14 protein-coding genes are annotated in these 15,354 nt (G+C 65.1%); 12 read left to right on the forward strand and 2 right to left on the reverse strand.

Translation table 11 applies throughout. The annotated features are described in order from the left end of the window. Positions 1–5: 5 nt before the first annotated feature. From KQ910_RS13745 to KQ910_RS13795, 11 genes are all read left to right on the forward strand, one after another. Positions 6–770, forward strand: coding sequence for an RNA methyltransferase (locus KQ910_RS13745; RefSeq protein ID WP_216961070.1), 765 nt, complete (start codon positions 6–8; stop codon positions 768–770). 2 nt (positions 771–772) lie between these two features. Next, positions 773–1,195, forward strand: coding sequence for an OsmC family protein (locus tag KQ910_RS13750; RefSeq protein ID WP_216961073.1), 423 nt, complete (start codon positions 773–775; stop codon positions 1,193–1,195). Between the two features lie 189 nt (positions 1,196–1,384). Further along, positions 1,385–1,999, forward strand: a complete 615-nt coding sequence (rpsD, locus tag KQ910_RS13755; RefSeq protein ID WP_068192463.1) for a 30S ribosomal protein S4 — start codon at positions 1,385–1,387, stop codon at positions 1,997–1,999. A gap of 149 nt (positions 2,000–2,148) precedes the next feature. After that, complete coding sequence (locus KQ910_RS13760; protein WP_216961076.1) at positions 2,149–3,387, forward strand: efflux RND transporter periplasmic adaptor subunit; 1,239 nt, start codon at positions 2,149–2,151, stop codon at positions 3,385–3,387. Between the two features lie 22 nt (positions 3,388–3,409). Continuing rightward, the gene (locus tag KQ910_RS13765; protein WP_216961078.1) at positions 3,410–6,535 is read left to right on the forward strand and encodes an efflux RND transporter permease subunit; all 3,126 of its coding nucleotides are present in this window, start codon (positions 3,410–3,412) and stop codon (positions 6,533–6,535) included. Positions 6,536–6,644: 109 nt separating this feature from the next. Further along, positions 6,645–7,826 (forward strand): amidase, encoded by a 1,182-nt coding sequence (locus tag KQ910_RS13770; protein ID WP_216961081.1) that lies wholly within the window; start codon positions 6,645–6,647, stop codon positions 7,824–7,826. Positions 7,827–7,848: 22 nt separating this feature from the next. Beyond that, positions 7,849–8,400 carry a sugar O-acetyltransferase gene (locus KQ910_RS13775; protein WP_369408334.1) on the forward strand — a complete coding sequence of 184 codons (552 nt, stop codon included), beginning with the start codon at positions 7,849–7,851 and terminating at the stop codon, positions 8,398–8,400. After that, on the forward strand, positions 8,397–8,801 hold the full coding sequence (locus KQ910_RS13780; RefSeq protein WP_216961084.1) for an AtzH-like domain-containing protein: 405 nt from the start codon (positions 8,397–8,399) through the stop codon (positions 8,799–8,801). The genes KQ910_RS13775 and KQ910_RS13780 overlap by 4 nt, the downstream gene beginning before the upstream one ends. A 26-nt stretch (positions 8,802–8,827) precedes the next feature. After that, entirely contained in the window at positions 8,828–9,868 is a 1,041-nt protein-coding gene (locus KQ910_RS13785) for an amidohydrolase family protein (protein ID WP_229600399.1), read from the forward strand. A 183-nt stretch (positions 9,869–10,051) separates the two neighbouring features. After that, entirely contained in the window at positions 10,052–11,617 is a 1,566-nt protein-coding gene (locus tag KQ910_RS13790; protein WP_229600400.1) for an ABC transporter substrate-binding protein, read from the forward strand. Between the two features lie 287 nt (positions 11,618–11,904). Further along, on the forward strand, positions 11,905–12,516 hold the full coding sequence (locus tag KQ910_RS13795) for a 2OG-Fe(II) oxygenase (protein ID WP_216961090.1): 612 nt from the start codon (positions 11,905–11,907) through the stop codon (positions 12,514–12,516). A 3-nt stretch (positions 12,517–12,519) separates the two neighbouring features. Here the strand turns inward: KQ910_RS13795 and KQ910_RS13800 are convergent, their stop codons facing one another. Beyond that, positions 12,520–12,942, reverse strand: coding sequence for a winged helix-turn-helix transcriptional regulator (locus KQ910_RS13800; protein ID WP_216961091.1), 423 nt, complete (start codon positions 12,940–12,942; stop codon positions 12,520–12,522). A gap of 146 nt (positions 12,943–13,088) precedes the next feature. On the opposite strand from KQ910_RS13800, the gene KQ910_RS13805 reads away from it, so the two are divergent. Continuing rightward, positions 13,089–13,673, forward strand: a complete 585-nt coding sequence (locus KQ910_RS13805) for a flavodoxin family protein (protein WP_216961094.1) — start codon at positions 13,089–13,091, stop codon at positions 13,671–13,673. Positions 13,674–13,757: 84 nt separating this feature from the next. Here the strand turns inward: KQ910_RS13805 and KQ910_RS13810 are convergent, their stop codons facing one another. Then, on the reverse strand, positions 13,758–15,338 hold the full coding sequence (locus KQ910_RS13810; protein ID WP_229600401.1) for an ABC transporter substrate-binding protein: 1,581 nt from the start codon (positions 15,336–15,338) through the stop codon (positions 13,758–13,760). Positions 15,339–15,354 lie beyond the last annotated feature (16 nt).

The raw sequence follows: 15,354 nt of genomic DNA on the forward strand, positions 1-15,354 counted from the left end.
GCGGCATGGGACGCGCATCGAAGGGCCGCGACGTCGCCGCCGCAACGCCGGTGGTCATCCTCGTGCGCCCGCAACTCGGCGAGAATATCGGCATGGCCGCGCGCGCCATGCTGAATTGCGGCCTGTCGACCCTGCGCCTGGTGGCGCCGCGCGACGGCTGGCCGAACGAAAAGGCGCAGCGCGCCGCCTCGGGCGCCGACATCGTGCTGGAGAAGGCCGAGGTGTTCGACAGCGTGGGCGAGGCCGTGGCCGATCTCGAACGGGTGGTCGCCACGACGGCGCGCAACCGCGAATTGGCGCAGCGCATCGTGACGCCGCGCCAGGCCGCGTCCGACATGCGTGGCTGGATCGGGCAGGGCGATAGCATCGGCATCCTGTTCGGGCCCGAGCGCACCGGCCTCGAGAATGACGACATGGTCCATGCCGACACCGCGCTCTCTATTCCGCTCAATCCGCAATTCTCCTCGCTGAACATGGCGCAGGCGGTGCTGCTGGTGGCCTACGAATGGAGCGCCGCCGGCGACACGACGCCGCCCGCCCGCATGGCCGACCATGCGACGCGGCCCGCCACCAAGGAGGAGCTGCAGAGCCTGTTCGACCATCTCGAGCGCGCGCTCGACCAGTCGGGCTTCCTGCGCAACAAGGAGATGCGTCCCTCCATGGTGCTCAATCTGCGTGCCCTGCTGCAGCGCGCCGAGATGACCGAGCAGGAAGCGCGCACCTTCCACGGCGTCATCAAGTTCCTGTCCAAGAGCAAGCACGAGGAATAGCCATGTCCACGACCGCCAAGATTTCCTGGGTCGACGGCGCCCTGCTGGTCGCCGAAGGCGGCAGCGGTCACACGATCACCATGGACGGCGCGCCCGACATCGGTGGCCGCAACCTGGCCTCGCGGCCGATGGAAGTCCTGTTGATGGGCATGGGCGGCTGCACCGCCATCGACGTCGTCTCGATGCTGAAGAAGCAGCGCCAGGACATCGAGGGCGTGGAAGTCTCGCTGGTCGCCGAGCGGGCCGAGGACCATCCCAAGGTCTATACCTCGGTGAAGCTGGTCTACACGGTGCGCGGCCGGAAATTGAACAAGGCGCTGGTCGAGCGGGCGGTCAGCCTGTCGGACGAAAAGTACTGTTCGGCCACCGCCATGGTGAAGAAAACCGCCGACGTGACCCACGAAATCGTGCTGGTCGAGATCTAAGTCTTTGATTTTGCTGATGGAACGGGCTCTTGACTGGCCCGCATCCGCCAGTATGTTCCGCGCTTCTTCCGGAGAACGTGGTGGAGGGCCGTTCGGGCTCGCCTCCCGCCCCGACAATATGTCGGATTCAGGCCTATCCGGACAACAGAGCGGACCCGCGAAGCGGGACGCACAACGACGGAGTGCTGCGTGAGCAAGCGCGCTAATTCGAAGTACAAGATCGACCGCCGCCTCAGGGTCAACCTGTGGGGCCGTCCTAAGAGCCCGCTCAACAAGCGTGAATACGGTCCCGGCCAGCACGGGCAGGGTCGCACCAAGCCGACCGACTACCGCCTGCAGCTCATGGCGAAGCAGCGCCTGAAGGGCTACTACGGCTCGGTCAGCGAGCGTCAGCTCCGCCGCTATTACACCGAAGCCGTCCGCCGCAAGGGCGACACCGGCGAAAACCTGGTCGAGCTGCTTGAGCGCCGCCTGGATGCGGTGATCTACCGCATGAAGTTCGCCATCACCGTCTTCGCCTCGCGCCAGCTGGTCAGCCACGGCCACGTGAAGGTCAACGGCCGCCGCGTGAACATCGCTTCCTACCTCGTCAAGGACAACGACGTCATCGAACTGACGTCGAAGGCCAAGGAGATGGAGCGGGTCCTCGAGGCCACGCAGACCGCCGAGCGCGACGTGCCGGAATACGTCACGGTCGACCACAAGGAGATGAAGGGCACCTACGTGCGCGGGCCGAAGCTCGCCGACGTGCCGTACCCCGTCCAGATGGAACCGTCGCTGGTCGTCGAATACTACAGCCGCTAATCCGGCCCACGAGATAAAGACGAAAAACCCGCCCTCAGTGGCGGGTTTTTTGCTTCACGTTTGCGTGCTCACCCGGTCCTTTACCGCTATCGTTGCACGATGTCGGGATTATAATCCTACCGGGGCTTGGGGTCTTGGGAGTCTAGGCAATGGGTTTCGTCCGTGCGGCAGTGTTCACCTCGATCGTTGCGATCGGCGGAGCCGCTTATGTCTATCGCGCTGACGTCATGCGCGAGGTCGGGCCGTATCTGGGAATGGCGCCGGCCAAGGCCGCCGAGACGCAAGCCAGTCCGGCGGCCGGAGCGCAGCCGCAGGGACGTCGTGGCCGCGCCAATCCGGGTGGAGCGGTGCCGGTCGTCACCATGCCGGTCACCAGCCAGGCCATGCCGGTAGTGGTCGATGCCGTCGGAACGGTGCAGTCGATTGCGTCCGTGCAGATCAAGCCGCGGATGGACAGCCAGATCATGAAGGTGAACGTCGAAGAGGGCGCCCTGGTGAAGGAGGGCGACGTTCTCTTCGAACTGGATTCGCGTGCGCTCAAGGCGCAGCTGGGCCAGATCGAGGCGCAGATCCGCAAGGACCAGGCGCAGGTCGTTCAGGCCAGGCGCGATCTGCAGCGTACCGAGGAACTCCTGGCGAAGAACGCCGGCACCGTGGTCCAAAGGGACAATGCCGGCACCGCGGTGAAGGCTGCCGAGGCGCAGCTCGAGGCTGACGAGGCCGCGAAGGCCAGCGTGCAGACGTCGCTCACCTTCACCGAGATACGCGCCCCCGTCTCGGGGCGCATCGGCTCGATCGCCAACAAGGCCGGTGCTGTCGTCAGAACCGGCGACAACAGCGCCGCAAGCACGCTCGCCACGATCAACCAGATCGATCCGATCTATGTGAGCTTCGCGATCCCGCAGGTCATCCTGCCAGACCTGCGCGCGGCGATGGCCAAGGGGCCGGTAACCGTCTCGGCCATCGTTGACGACGCCAAGAAGCAGTCCGGCGTGATGGCCTTCATCGAGAACACCGTCGATCCCAACACCGGCACGGTGACCGCCAAGGCGCGCATCGGCAATGCCAACGAGCTGTTGTGGCCCGGCCAGTTCGTCAAGGTGGAGATCGTGCTCGGCATCGAACCCGACGCGCTTTCCGTGCCTTCGAGTGCGGTCCAGCTCGGTTCGCAGGGACCGTTCGTGTTCGTGATCAAGGATGGGGTGGCCGAACTCAGGCAGGTTTCCGTCAAGCGCACCCAGGACGGACAGGCCGTGATCGGCAAGGGGCTCGAGAGCGGCGAGCAAGTGGTCGTCGACGGCCAGCTCCGGCTGGTCCAGGGGGCATCGGTGACGGTGCGGCCCCCGACGGTCAATCCGACGCGACCCACAGCACCGCCGCGCGGCTAGGCGCTTCTACCGGAGGCGAGACGTGAACATTTCCGAGATTTGTATTCGCCGACCGGTCATGACCATCCTGCTGATGGCATCGTTCGTCCTCGCCGGCGCGTTTGCCTACAAGCAGCTCCCGGTCGCCGCCATCCCGCGCGTCGAGTTTCCGACGATCCAGGTCACCGCCCAGCTGCCTGGCGCCAGCCCTGAAACGATGGCGGCCTCGGTGGCCTCGATCCTGGAGCGACAATTCTCGACCATTGCCGGCGTGACGACGATGACCTCGACCTCGTCGCTCGGAAACACCTCGATCGTCCTGCAGTTCGATCTCAATCGGAACATCGATGGTGCTGCGCTTGACGTGCAATCGGCCATCTCATCGGCGATGCGGCGTCTGCCGCCTGAGATGACGACGCCTCCCAGTTTCCGAAAGGTAAATCCGGCCGACTGGGCCGTGATGTTCCTCGCCCTCAAGTCGAATCAGGCGCGTCTTTCGGACGTCGACGCTTTCGTCAATCGGGCGATCATGCCGCGCGTCTCGACCCTCCCGGGCGTGGCGCAGGTGCTGATCTTCGGCTCGCAGAAGTTCGCCGTTCGCGTTCGTGCCGATCTCGACCAGCTCGCCGTTCGCGGGCTGACCATGCAGGAACTGCAAACCGCGGTCGTCAACGCCAACTCGAGTAAGCCAGTCGGATCGATCGCCGATCAGAAGCAGAATGCGATCCTCGAAGCCACGGGGCCGATCAACAAAGCATCCGATTACATGCCGGTGATCGTCACCTGGCAGAATGGGGCGCCAGTCCGCATCTCCGATGTCGCGACGGCCGTCGACAGCGTCGAGAACGACAAGGTGGCGAGCTGGCTGGACGGAACCCGCGCCATCATAATGGGTGTCTATCGCCAGCCCGATGCCAACACGGTCGAAGTGGTCGACCGGGTCAAGGCGATCATCCCGCAGATCCAGGCCGAACTGCCGGCCGGTGTCGAAATCCACCTGCTCGCCGACCGCTCCAAGCCCATCCGAGAGGCGATCGACGACGTCGAGTTCACGTTGGCCCTTGCGGCGATCCTGGTCATCATCGCCATCTACTTTTTCCTGCGTAGCTTCCGCGCAACCATGATCCCGGCGATCGCCCTGCCGATTTCCGTGATCGGCACCTTCGCCGGCATGTATCTCTGCGGCCATTCGATCGACAACATCTCGCTGCTGGCCCTGACCCTCGCCGTGGGCTTCGTGGTCGACGATGCCATCGTCATGCTGGAGAACATCGTCCGTCATATCGAGGCGGGCGAAAAGCCGATGGAGGCCGCGCTCAAGGGCTCCCGGGAGGTCGGCTTCACGATCGTGTCGATGACGCTGTCGCTGGTGGCGGTCTTCATTCCCGTCCTCTTCATGGGCGGTGTCGTCGGGCGCATGTTCAACGAGTTCGGCCTTGTGATTGCCTTCGCCATCCTGATCTCGGGCGTCGTGTCGCTGACCCTGACACCAATGCTCTGCTCGCGGTGGCTGAAGCCGATCGACCACCATGAGAAGCACAATGCGTTGCTGCGCATGTTCGAGTGGGGCTTCACGAAGCTTACCGAGGGCTATGGATGGGCGCTGCGGCGTACGGTGCGCCTGCCGCGGCTGGTGCTGGCCATCACCCTCGGAACCTTTGTGGCGACGGCGCTCCTCTTCCAGGCGATCCCCAAGGGCTTTTTCCCGTCGGAAGATATCGGCCAGATCCAGGGCTCCACGGTCGGTCCGGACGATGCCTCTTTCGATGCCATGGTCGCGCGTCAGTCGGCGCTGGCCGAAGTCATACGGCGCGATCCCGATGTGGCATCGGTGGTTTCCACGGTCGGCGGCGGCAATGCGGCGGCGACCGTGAATTCCGGTCGCATCTTCATCATGTTGCGCGACAAGCCGGAGCGTAAGGACAGCGCCCAGCAGGTCATTGCCCGACTCCGCCGCTCGACCGCCGCCGTGCCGGGTATCAACGTGTTCTTCCAGGCTGCCCAGTCGATCAACATCGGCACGACGCAGAGCCGTGCACAGTATCAATTCGGCATGCGCTCGAGCGACCTCAACCTGCTGCGCGAGTACGCGCCGCTGATGGAAGCCAGGATGCGCCGCATTCCCGCGATCCTCGACGTGAACTCGGATCTGCAGGTGCGCGCCCGTTCGGCGATGATCGACATCGACCGCGACATCGCCTCGCGTCTCGGCGTTTCGGTCGATCAGATCCGGCTGCTCCTCTACTCGGCGTTCGGGTCCCGTCAGGTGTCGACGATCTATGCGTCGGACGATACCTACCAGGTGATCCTCGAGGCCGATCCGAAGTACGGCGATGCCGGCGACATCCTGCGACGTCTGCAGGTGCGAACGCCGAACGGCGGCCTGGTGCCGCTCGACACGCTGGCCAAGCGCACCGACAAGCCGACTTCGCTCACCGTCAACCATATCGCCCAGCTTCCGTCGGTGATGATCTCCTTCAATCTCGCGCAAGGGGTGGCGCTGGGTGACGCCGTGCGCGACATCCAGGCGGCGGCGGTGGAGGTCGGGCTGCCGGCAACCATCACCACCAGCTTCGAGGGCAGTGCCCAGGTTTTCCAGCAGGCCGTGGCAAATCAGGGCCTGCTGCTGTTCGCCGCCATCCTCGTGATCTACATCATCCTGGGAATCCTCTACGAGAACTTCATCCACCCGCTGACGATCCTCTCGGGATTGCCGTCGGCCGGCATCGGCGCGCTGGCCACGCTGATGCTCTTCAACATGGATCTTTCGGTCATCGCCATGATCGGCGTGGTCATGCTGATCGGCATCGTGAAGAAGAACGCCATCATGATGGTCGACTTCGCGATCGAGCGGCGCGGGCAGGGCGCGGACGCGCAGACGGCGATCGTCGAGGCCGCGCTGCTCCGCTTCCGGCCGATCATGATGACGACCGTCTGCGCCCTGCTTGGCGCGCTGCCGATCGCCGTGGGCCATGGCGCCGGCGCCGAACTCCGGCAGCCGCTTGGAATTACCGTCGTCGGTGGCCTGATGGTTTCGCAGCTTCTCACCTTGTTCATCACGCCGGTCGTCTACATCTGGTTCGACAAGCTCACCGGCATGAAGTTCAGCCCCGGCTGGGCCAGGCGCTGGCGCACCAAGGGTCAGACCCCACCGGCACCGGCCGAATAGTCGCTGTCGTCCCGAGCAGGACAAAGGACCTCACATCGCGGCCAGACGATTGCGTTTCGAAGGGGAGATTCTTCGCTCCGCTCAGGATGATTTTGGAGAGCAGCGTTCCATGACTGACGAGATCGGCGCTTTCGTTCCTGGCCCCCGCGTGCGTATTGAAGGGCGCGCCGGCGGCCCGTTGTCGGGCCTCACCTTCGCGGCCAAGGATCTGTTCGCGGTGGCGGGCGTGCCGACCGGCGGCGGCAATCACGACTGGCCCACGGGGAGACCGACTCCCGACAAGCATGCCTGGGCGGTGCAGACGCTGCTCGATGCCGGCGCCACGCTGATCGGCAAGACCATCACCGACGAAGTGTCGCTCGGCATCCTGGGCGAGAACGCCTTCGACGGTACGCCGAGGAACGTGGCGGCGCCGGGCCGCGTGCCGGGCGGCTCGTCCTCCGGTTCCGCGGCCGCCGTCGCCGCGGGCATCTGCGACACCGCATTGGGCACCGACACCGGCGGCTCGGTGCGCGTACCGTCGAGCTTTTGCGGCCTTCACGGCATCCGTCCCACGCATGGCAGGATCGACGTGACGGGCATGCTCCCCCAGGCGCCGACCTCCGACACGACGGGCTGGTTCGCCCGCGATGCCGAGACTTTCGCCAGGGTTTCCGCCGTCATGCTGGGGGAGGCGATCCCGTCGGCGCTGCCCTCGAAGCTGATCGTGGCCGTCGATGCGTTCGGCTTCGCGGATGCCGATACCTCGGAAGCGCTGCAGCCGATGGTGGGGAAGCTCGCCGCGCTGATCGGTTCGAGCCGTGAGGAGATCATGGCGCCGCAGGGCCTGTCGGTGTGGGCGCGCGCCCAGCGCAGCCTGCAGCCGGCCGAGGCCTATGCGACGTTCCGGAGCTGGCTCGACGAGCGCAATCCGCGCTTCGCCTTCTCGGTGGCCAAGGCGCTGGTGACCGGCTCGATGATTCCCGAGAGCGACAAGGTCTGGGCCAACCTGATGCGCCAGGAAGTGCGCGGCCGCATGAAGTACCTGCTGCCCGAGGGCACGATCCTCTGCCTGCCGACCACGCCGTTCCCCGCACCGAAGGTCGGCCTGCCGCTGTCGGTGCTCGACCCGCTGCGCGACCGCATCACCTGCCTCTGCGCGCAGGGCGGGCTGGCAGGCTTTCCGCAGGTCAATCTTCCGGGTGCCACGACGGTTGACGGTCTGCCGGTCGGCCTGTCCATCATCGGCCCGCGCGGCAGCGATGCGACCCTGGTCGCCGTGGCGCGCGCGATGGAGAAGGCGGCGGCCTGATCGTTTCGCCGCGGAGGGTTTCGTGGCGAGCGAAAAGCAGAAGATGCTGGCGGGCGAACTCTACGTCACGACGGGCGAGGAACTGGCGGCCGACGCCCGGCGCGTCGCCGGATGGATGGACCGCTACAACGCCTCGATCGCCGCCACGCAGCAGAACCATCCGGCCCTTCTGCGTGAGATCATGGCGTCGGTGGGCGAGGGTGCCTACATCCGGCCGCCCTTCCATTGCGACTACGGCTACAACATCAGTCTTGGGGCGGGCGTTTTCCTCAATTTCAACTGTGTGATCCTCGACGTAGTGAAGGTCACGATCGGCGACCGCACGCAGATCGGGCCGGGCGTGCAGATCCTGACCGCCGATCATCCGCGAGATCCCGCGCAGCGTCGCGCCGGCCTGGAGTTCGGCCGGCCCATCACCATCGGGGCCGATGTGTGGATCGGGGGCGGGGCGATCGTGCTACCCGGCGTGACCATCGGCGACGGCGCGATCGTCGGCGCGGGCGCCGTCGTGACGCGCGACGTGGCCGCCGGTGCTACTGTCGTCGGAAACCCAGCCAGAGAGAGGCAAGCGTGACGGATTTTACCCCGAACATTCCCGAAGTCGTCGAAGAGGTGCGCGTGCTGTTCGAGCGCTACGAGCAGGCGCTGATCGACAAGAACGTCGAGGTGCTCGACGCGACGTTCTGGAACAGCCCGCACACGATCCGCCTCGCCAACAACGAGCACGGCTACGGCTTCGACCGCATCCACGCCTTTCGCGTCGCCCGCCCGCCGGGCCCCGGCACCAAGGAGAAGCGGCTCCGGGTCGACATCGTCACCCTGGGCCGCGACCTCGCGACGGTCTCGCTGGTCTACAAGGTGCGCGGCCGCGAGATGACCGGCCGGCAGACCCAGACCTGGGTGCGCTTTCCCGACGTCGGCTGGAAGGTCGTCCACGCCCACGTCTCGATGATCGCCGAAGAGCCGATCCACTAACCAGAACGCCCGCGACGGAGGAAACCATGGCGCAACCCGCCGAGAGCCTTGGCAACGTGATGAACCCCAATCCCGCCTGGGTCGCAAAGGTGAGCGAACCGGCGCTGGAGCCCGATCTGCCGATCGTCGATCCGCATCACCATCTCTGGCAGCGCGCCGGCAACGACTACCTGTTCCACGACCTGTTGGCCGACACGCAGACCGGCCACAACATCGTCGGCACGGTGTTCGTCGACTGCCACTCGATGTACCGCAAGGACGGGCCGGCAGAACTGCGCTGCATCGGCGAGACCGAGTTCGCCAACGGCGTGGCGGCGATGAGTGCGTCGGGCCTTTACGGCAACCTGCGTGCCTGTGCCGGCATCGTTTCCCATGTCGACCTCCGCCGGGGCGAGAAGGCGGGCGACGTGTTCGATGCGCAGATCGCCGCCGGTAACGGCCGCTTCAAGGGCATCCGCCACCAGACCGGCTGGGACGCCGATCCCGGCGTCCGCAATTCGCGCAACGATCCGCCGCCCGAGCAGACGCGCGACCTGACCTGGCGCGAGGGCTTCCGGGAACTGGCGAAGCGCGATCTCACGTTCGACGCCTGGCTCTACCATCCGCAGCTGGCCGAAATCGCGGACCTGGCCGACGCCTTCCCAGGGACGCACATCGTCCTCGACCATGTCGGCGGCCCGCTGGGCTATGCCGGCTATGCCGGACGGCACGACGAGGTGCGCGCGGCCTGGAAGAAGTCGATGGCCGAACTGTCCCGGCGGCAGAACATCGTTGTGAAGGTCGGCGGCCTCGGCATGGCGATGGGCTTCTTCGACTTCTATCAGCGCCCGACGCCGCCGGGCTCGGCGGAACTGGCCGATGCGTTCCGGCCCTGGGTCGAGACCTGCATCGACCTGTTCGGTGTCGATCGCTGCATGTACGAGAGCAACTTCCCGGTCGACAAGATCACCTCGGGCTACGGTGTTCTGTGGAACGCCTTCAAGCGCATCTCGGCCGGGGCCTCGGCTTCGGAGAAGAAGGCTCTGTTCTCGGGCACCGCAAGCCGCGTCTACAAGCTGGCGCTCTAACGCTCATGTTCCTCGCCCTCGTTAGGGCGAGAGGAGTTCTAAGACGCGCATCTGCCTGCAAGAAGCGTGTCAGCGCGTGTCGTTCAGGTGAGGTTTCTTTTTCGTCGAATGAGGTCTCTCACGATGACACAGGCTGTGAACTCGCCTTAGACTTTTTGTCCTCGCGTAATCATGAGGCCAAGCATGCGTCGTTTCCTGCTGTCCGCCGTTGCCGCCCTCGCCACCGTGTCCGCCGTGCCGATTGCCTCGGCGCAGACGCTCAAAGTGGTGATGCATTCCGACGTGAAGGTGCTCGATCCGATCTGGAGCGGCGCCTACATCACGCGCAATCACGGCTATATGCTCTATGACGTGCTCTTCGCCATGGACGAGAAGTTCCAGGTGAAGCCGCAGATGGTCGACACCTGGACGACCAGCGACGACGGGCTCGTCTGGACCTTCAAGCTGCGCGAGGGGCTGGAATGGCACGATGGCCAGCCGGTGACGGCGGAGGATTGCGTCGCCTCGCTGAAGCGCTGGTCGGCGCGCGACGCGATGGGCCAGAAGCTCGCGCAGTCGCTGCAGGAGTACAAGGTCGTCGATGCGAAGACCTTCCAGATCGTGCTGAAGCAGAAGTTCGGCGCAGTGCTCGAATCGCTGGGCAAGCCCTCGGTGGTCGTGCCGTTCATGATGCCCAAGCGCATCGCCGAGACCGATCCGTTCAAACAGATCGAGGAGTACATCGGCTCCGGTCCGTTCGTGTTCAAGAAGGACGAATGGAAGCCCGGCGAGAAGCTCGTCTACACCAGGTTCGCCAAGTACAAGCCGCGTTCGGAGCCGATGTCGGGCCTGTCCGGCGGTAAGGTCGTGGGCGTCGATCGGGTCGAGTGGATGGCGATTCCCGACGCCGAGACCCAGGTCAATGCGCTCTTGAACGGCGAAATCGACTATCTCGAAAGCGTGTCGTCCGACCACTTGCCGCTGATCGAGAAGGACAAGGGCATCCGCGTCATCAAGGGCCGCGTCTCCAACCAGTACTCCTTCCGGATGAACTGGCTGCTGCCGCCCTTCAACAACGAAAAGGTCCGTCAGGCCGCCGCACTGGCGCTCAACCAGGAGGACTTCCTGCAGGCCAATATCGGCGACAAGCGCTTCTGGCAGACCTGCAAGGCGATGTTCACCTGCGGTACGCCTCTGGCGACGGACGCCGGCATGGCGGGGCTGGTCGAGGGCAATGCGGCCAGGGCGAAGGCGCTGCTGGCCGAGGCGGGCTACGACGGCACGCCGGTCACGCTGCTGGCACCGACCGATCTCGGCGTCATCAAGCAGCTCGGCCCCGTCGCCAAGTCGCTTTTGGAGAAAGCTGGCTTCAAGGTCGACATGATCTCGATGGATTGGCAGAGCGTGATCGTGCGTCTTGCCAAGAAGGTGCCCGTGTCGGAGGGCGGCTGGAACGCCTTCTCCACGAGCTGGTCGCAGGTCGACATCCTCGACCCGCTGATGACCCCGTTCCTGATCGCGAGCTGCGACAAGGCCCGCTCGGGTTGGCCTTGCGACGAGGAGCTGGAGAAGCTGCGCGACAGCTACGTCAAGGCCTTGACGGAAGCGGAGAAGAAAGCCGCCGCAACGGCTGTCCAGGAGCGCGCCATCAAGGTCGTGACGCACGTGCCGCTCGGCGAGTGGTTCGGCGTCAGCGCTGTCCGCTCCAACATCGGCACCCTCAACCCGCCGCCGCCCGTTACGGTCTTCTGGGGCGTGACGAAGAAGTAGGGCGCTCTCGCCCTCGCGCAAAGGGAAGAGGAAAGGTCCAGTCGGGAATCCTTTGATTAATGGTCCTGGACTGGCACTGGCTCATGTTCTGGATCAACTCTGCAACGATGGGAACAGGCTGAGCTTTCGGATGAGCATTTGAAGGTAAGACATCAAATTCCTGGTTGGGTTGCCGCTCTTAGCTGACATGTTGCTTGAACGGCTTGAGTCTATGTCTCAATTGGCGATCGGAAAATTAACCAAAACAAAGACTTGCCAGCGTCGGTTAATGCGCCGAAAGCTGGCCGATGTCGGAACCGTCTTTCCTCGCCGGGCGGTTTCCGCCCCTTCGAATCCTCGCAGGCTGGCTGGGCGAGGCGGGCTCCGCCCGCTTGCTCGAATATGCCTTGGCCGCCGAGGAACGCTTCATCCCGACGCGGCTGGCCGACCAGGGAAAAGGCCGACTCGACAGCGTCGTTCGCCATTCCAGCGTGCTCAAGGATCTGGGCGACTTCGCCCTACCCCTGCGCCGCCGTGCCCTGGCGCTGCAGGCCGAACTGGAGACGGACTTCGAGATGAATGCCGCGCCGCGCAACAGCACGCAGATGGAGGTGGTGGCGCATGGCCACGGCGCCTTCTACCGGCCGCATACGGACACGTTCACCGGCGACGAGTACACGCCCGGCGGCCGCCGGCGCCTCACGATGGTCTATTATTTCCACCGCGAGCCACGCCGCTTTACCGGCGGGCGCCTGCGCCTGTTCGATCTGGCGGGCGGCGAGACGATCGACGTCGAGCCGGAGCACGACAGCCTGCTCATCTTCCCGTCGACGGCGCGTCATGAGGTCGAGCGCGTATCCTGCCCCAAGGGTGCATTCGGTGATGGCCGCTTCTCCGTGAACATCTGGCTTTGCGGCTGAGGCCTAATCGGCGGCGCGCAACTCGCCCATCTTCTCCGGGGGCTTGGCTTCGGCGGCGCGGGCGGCCCGTTGGGCGGCATCCTCGGCCTCCCAGCGGACGGCGATCTCCGCGAGTCTGTCCATGACCTCATCCAGTTCCCCGCCGCGCCTGGTGAGCGAGTAGGTGACCTTGGGCGGGATGGTTGCCTCGTAGTCGCGCTTCACCAGCGCCGCGCCTTCCAGCGTACGCAGGCGCTCCGTCAGCATCTTGGCCGAGATGCCCGACACCCGCCGCTTCAACTCGCCGAAGCGCTGCGGTCCGTGGGTGCGGAGATTGTAGAGGATGTAGGTCGTCCACGGCCCCATCAGCATGCGCAGGATGAAGTCCATCGGACAGGTGACGCTTTCCTTGGCCTGCGTCTGTGTAGCCGGGGTTGGAGTGCTCATCGAAAAAACCTTCAGGTTACGATTTGGTACCTACTAGCGAATATATAGAGGCCATCCCAGATGTTTCCAGTCACTTTGTGAAAGTAACTGTCCTGGAGAAACGCTTCGGCATTTTTTGCAGGCATATCAAAGGATTGGAAGTCATCATGAGCAACGTCGCCATCGTCTATCACTCCGGCTACGGCCACACGCAGGCCCTCGCCGAGGCCGTCGCCACCGGCGCGCGGGCCGTTCCGGGCACCACGGTGAGCCTGATCCCGGTTGCCGAAGCGGAAGCCCGCGCCGCCGAGCTGGATGCCGCGGACGCCATCATCTTCGGCAGCCCGACCTACATGGGCGGCGTCTCGGCCGACTTCGCGAAGTTCAAGGACTGGACGTCGGGACGCTGGATGGAGGGCAGGTGGCGCAACAAGCTCGCCGCCGGCTTCACCGTCTCGGCCTCGTGGAACGGCGACAAGCACAACACGCTCTACCAGCTGCTCACGCTCGCGGTTCAGCACGGCATGGTCTGGGTCGGCCTCGGCCTGCCGCCGGGCAACAACAGCTCGAAGGGCTCGGTCGCGGACCTCAACCGGGTCGGCGCGTCGATCGGCGCAATGGGCCAGGCCAATGCCGACCAGGGCGTCGAGGGCATCGGCGCCAGCGACTTCAAGACCTTCGAGGCGCTCGGCCGCCGCGTCGCCGAAGCCGCCCGCCGCTGGCACGAACAGCCGCTCGCGAAGGCGGCCTGAGCGGCAACCCTATCGAAACGAGAAGGGGGACCTTCGCCGGTCTGGCAAGGGTCCCCCGATCCGTATGCGGCGGATGCTATGCAGCTACTTCTTCGTGATGTTCCACATCACCGGCACCGGGCCGGGCAGCCAGCCGCTGATCCGATCCTTGCGGTAGGCGCCGAACGCCTTGTACTGGCCGAGCACGATGTACGTGGCCTGGTCCATCACGCGGTCGGAGACGGCCATGGCGATCTCCTTCCGCTTGGCCGGGTCGATTTCCTTGGCGTAGGACGAGCGGAGCTTCTCCATCTCGGGATCGCACGGCCAGCCGAACCAGGCCTTTTCGCAGCCGCCGCTGGTGAAGGAGTTGCCGGCCGGGCTCTCGGTGCCGACCGTGACGGTCGTCGTGTAGAAGATGTTCCAGCCGCCCTGTGCCGGCGGATCCTTCTTGGCGCGGCGCGTCACGACCGTCTGCCAGTCCATCGACTGCAGGTCGACCTTGAAGCCGATCTTCTCCAGCGCCTGCTTGCCGACCGGCGGCAGCTGGTTGGAGGAGAGCAGGTCGGTCGCATGCATCATGACGATCGGCGTGCCGTCATAGCCGCTCTCCTTCAGCAGCTGGCGCGCCTTCTCGAGATCGGGCTTGATCAGCAGGTTGCCGTAGCTCTTCTCGTAGGGCGAGCCGCACACCAGCGGCGCGTTGCAGACCCGGTAGATCTCGGGATCGCCCACCTGGGCACGCAGGAAATCCTCCTGGGCGATCGCGTACATCGCCGCCTGCCGGGCCTTCAGGTTGTTGAACGGCGGGTGGAGGTGGTTGAAGCGCATGATGATCTGGCTGCCCTGCGCGTTCCAGCCGTAGAGCTCGACGTTCTTGTCGGCCTTCAGCAGCGGGAAGAGGTCCGGCACCGGGATCTCGATCAGGTCGATCTCGCCCTGGACCAGGGCATTGACCGCCGTGCTCGGGTCGGAGATCGCGAGCCATTCGAGGCGATCGATCTTCACCACCTTGCCGCCGGCCAGCATCGAGGGCGGCTCGGCGCGCGGCTTGTACTTGGTGTTCTTGACGTAGACGACCTTCTCGCCGGGCTTCCATTCGTCCTTCTTGAAGATGAACGGGCCGGAGCCGGTGTAGTCGTCGATCTGCTTGAACGGGTCGGTGTCGGCGACCTTCTTGGGCATCATGAAGGGCACGGTGGAGGACGGCTTGCCCAGCGCGTCGAGCACCAGGCCGAACGGCTCCTTGAGGACGATCTTGAAGGTCTTGGCATCGACGACATCCATCGTGCCGACCGCCTTCATCATCTCCTGGCCGAGCGCGTCGCGGGCGCCCCAGCGCTTGATCGAGGCGACGCAGTCCTCGGCGGTGACGGGCTTGCCGTCGTGCCATTCGAGGCCGTCGCGCAGCGTGAAGGTCCAGGTCAGTTTGTCGGCCGAGACCTCGTACTTGTCGACCATCTGTGGCTGGATGCGCGCCTCGGCATCCTGGGCGAACAGCGTGTCGTAGATCATGTAGCCGTGGTTTCGGGTAATGAAGGCGGTCGTCCAGATCGGATCGAGTACCTTCAGGTCCGAATGGGCGACCATCTTCAGGGTCTGCGCCGACGCCGGGGCCGCAGCGGCGGCCGCCGTCGACAGGGCCAGACAGGCCGCGAGTTGTCCCAGTCTCCGCATAACGTGCATGATTTGGTGTTTCCCT

The sequence above is a fragment of the Reyranella humidisoli genome, assembly GCF_019039055.1.
Classification (GTDB): Bacteria; Pseudomonadota; Alphaproteobacteria; order Reyranellales; family Reyranellaceae; genus Reyranella; species Reyranella humidisoli.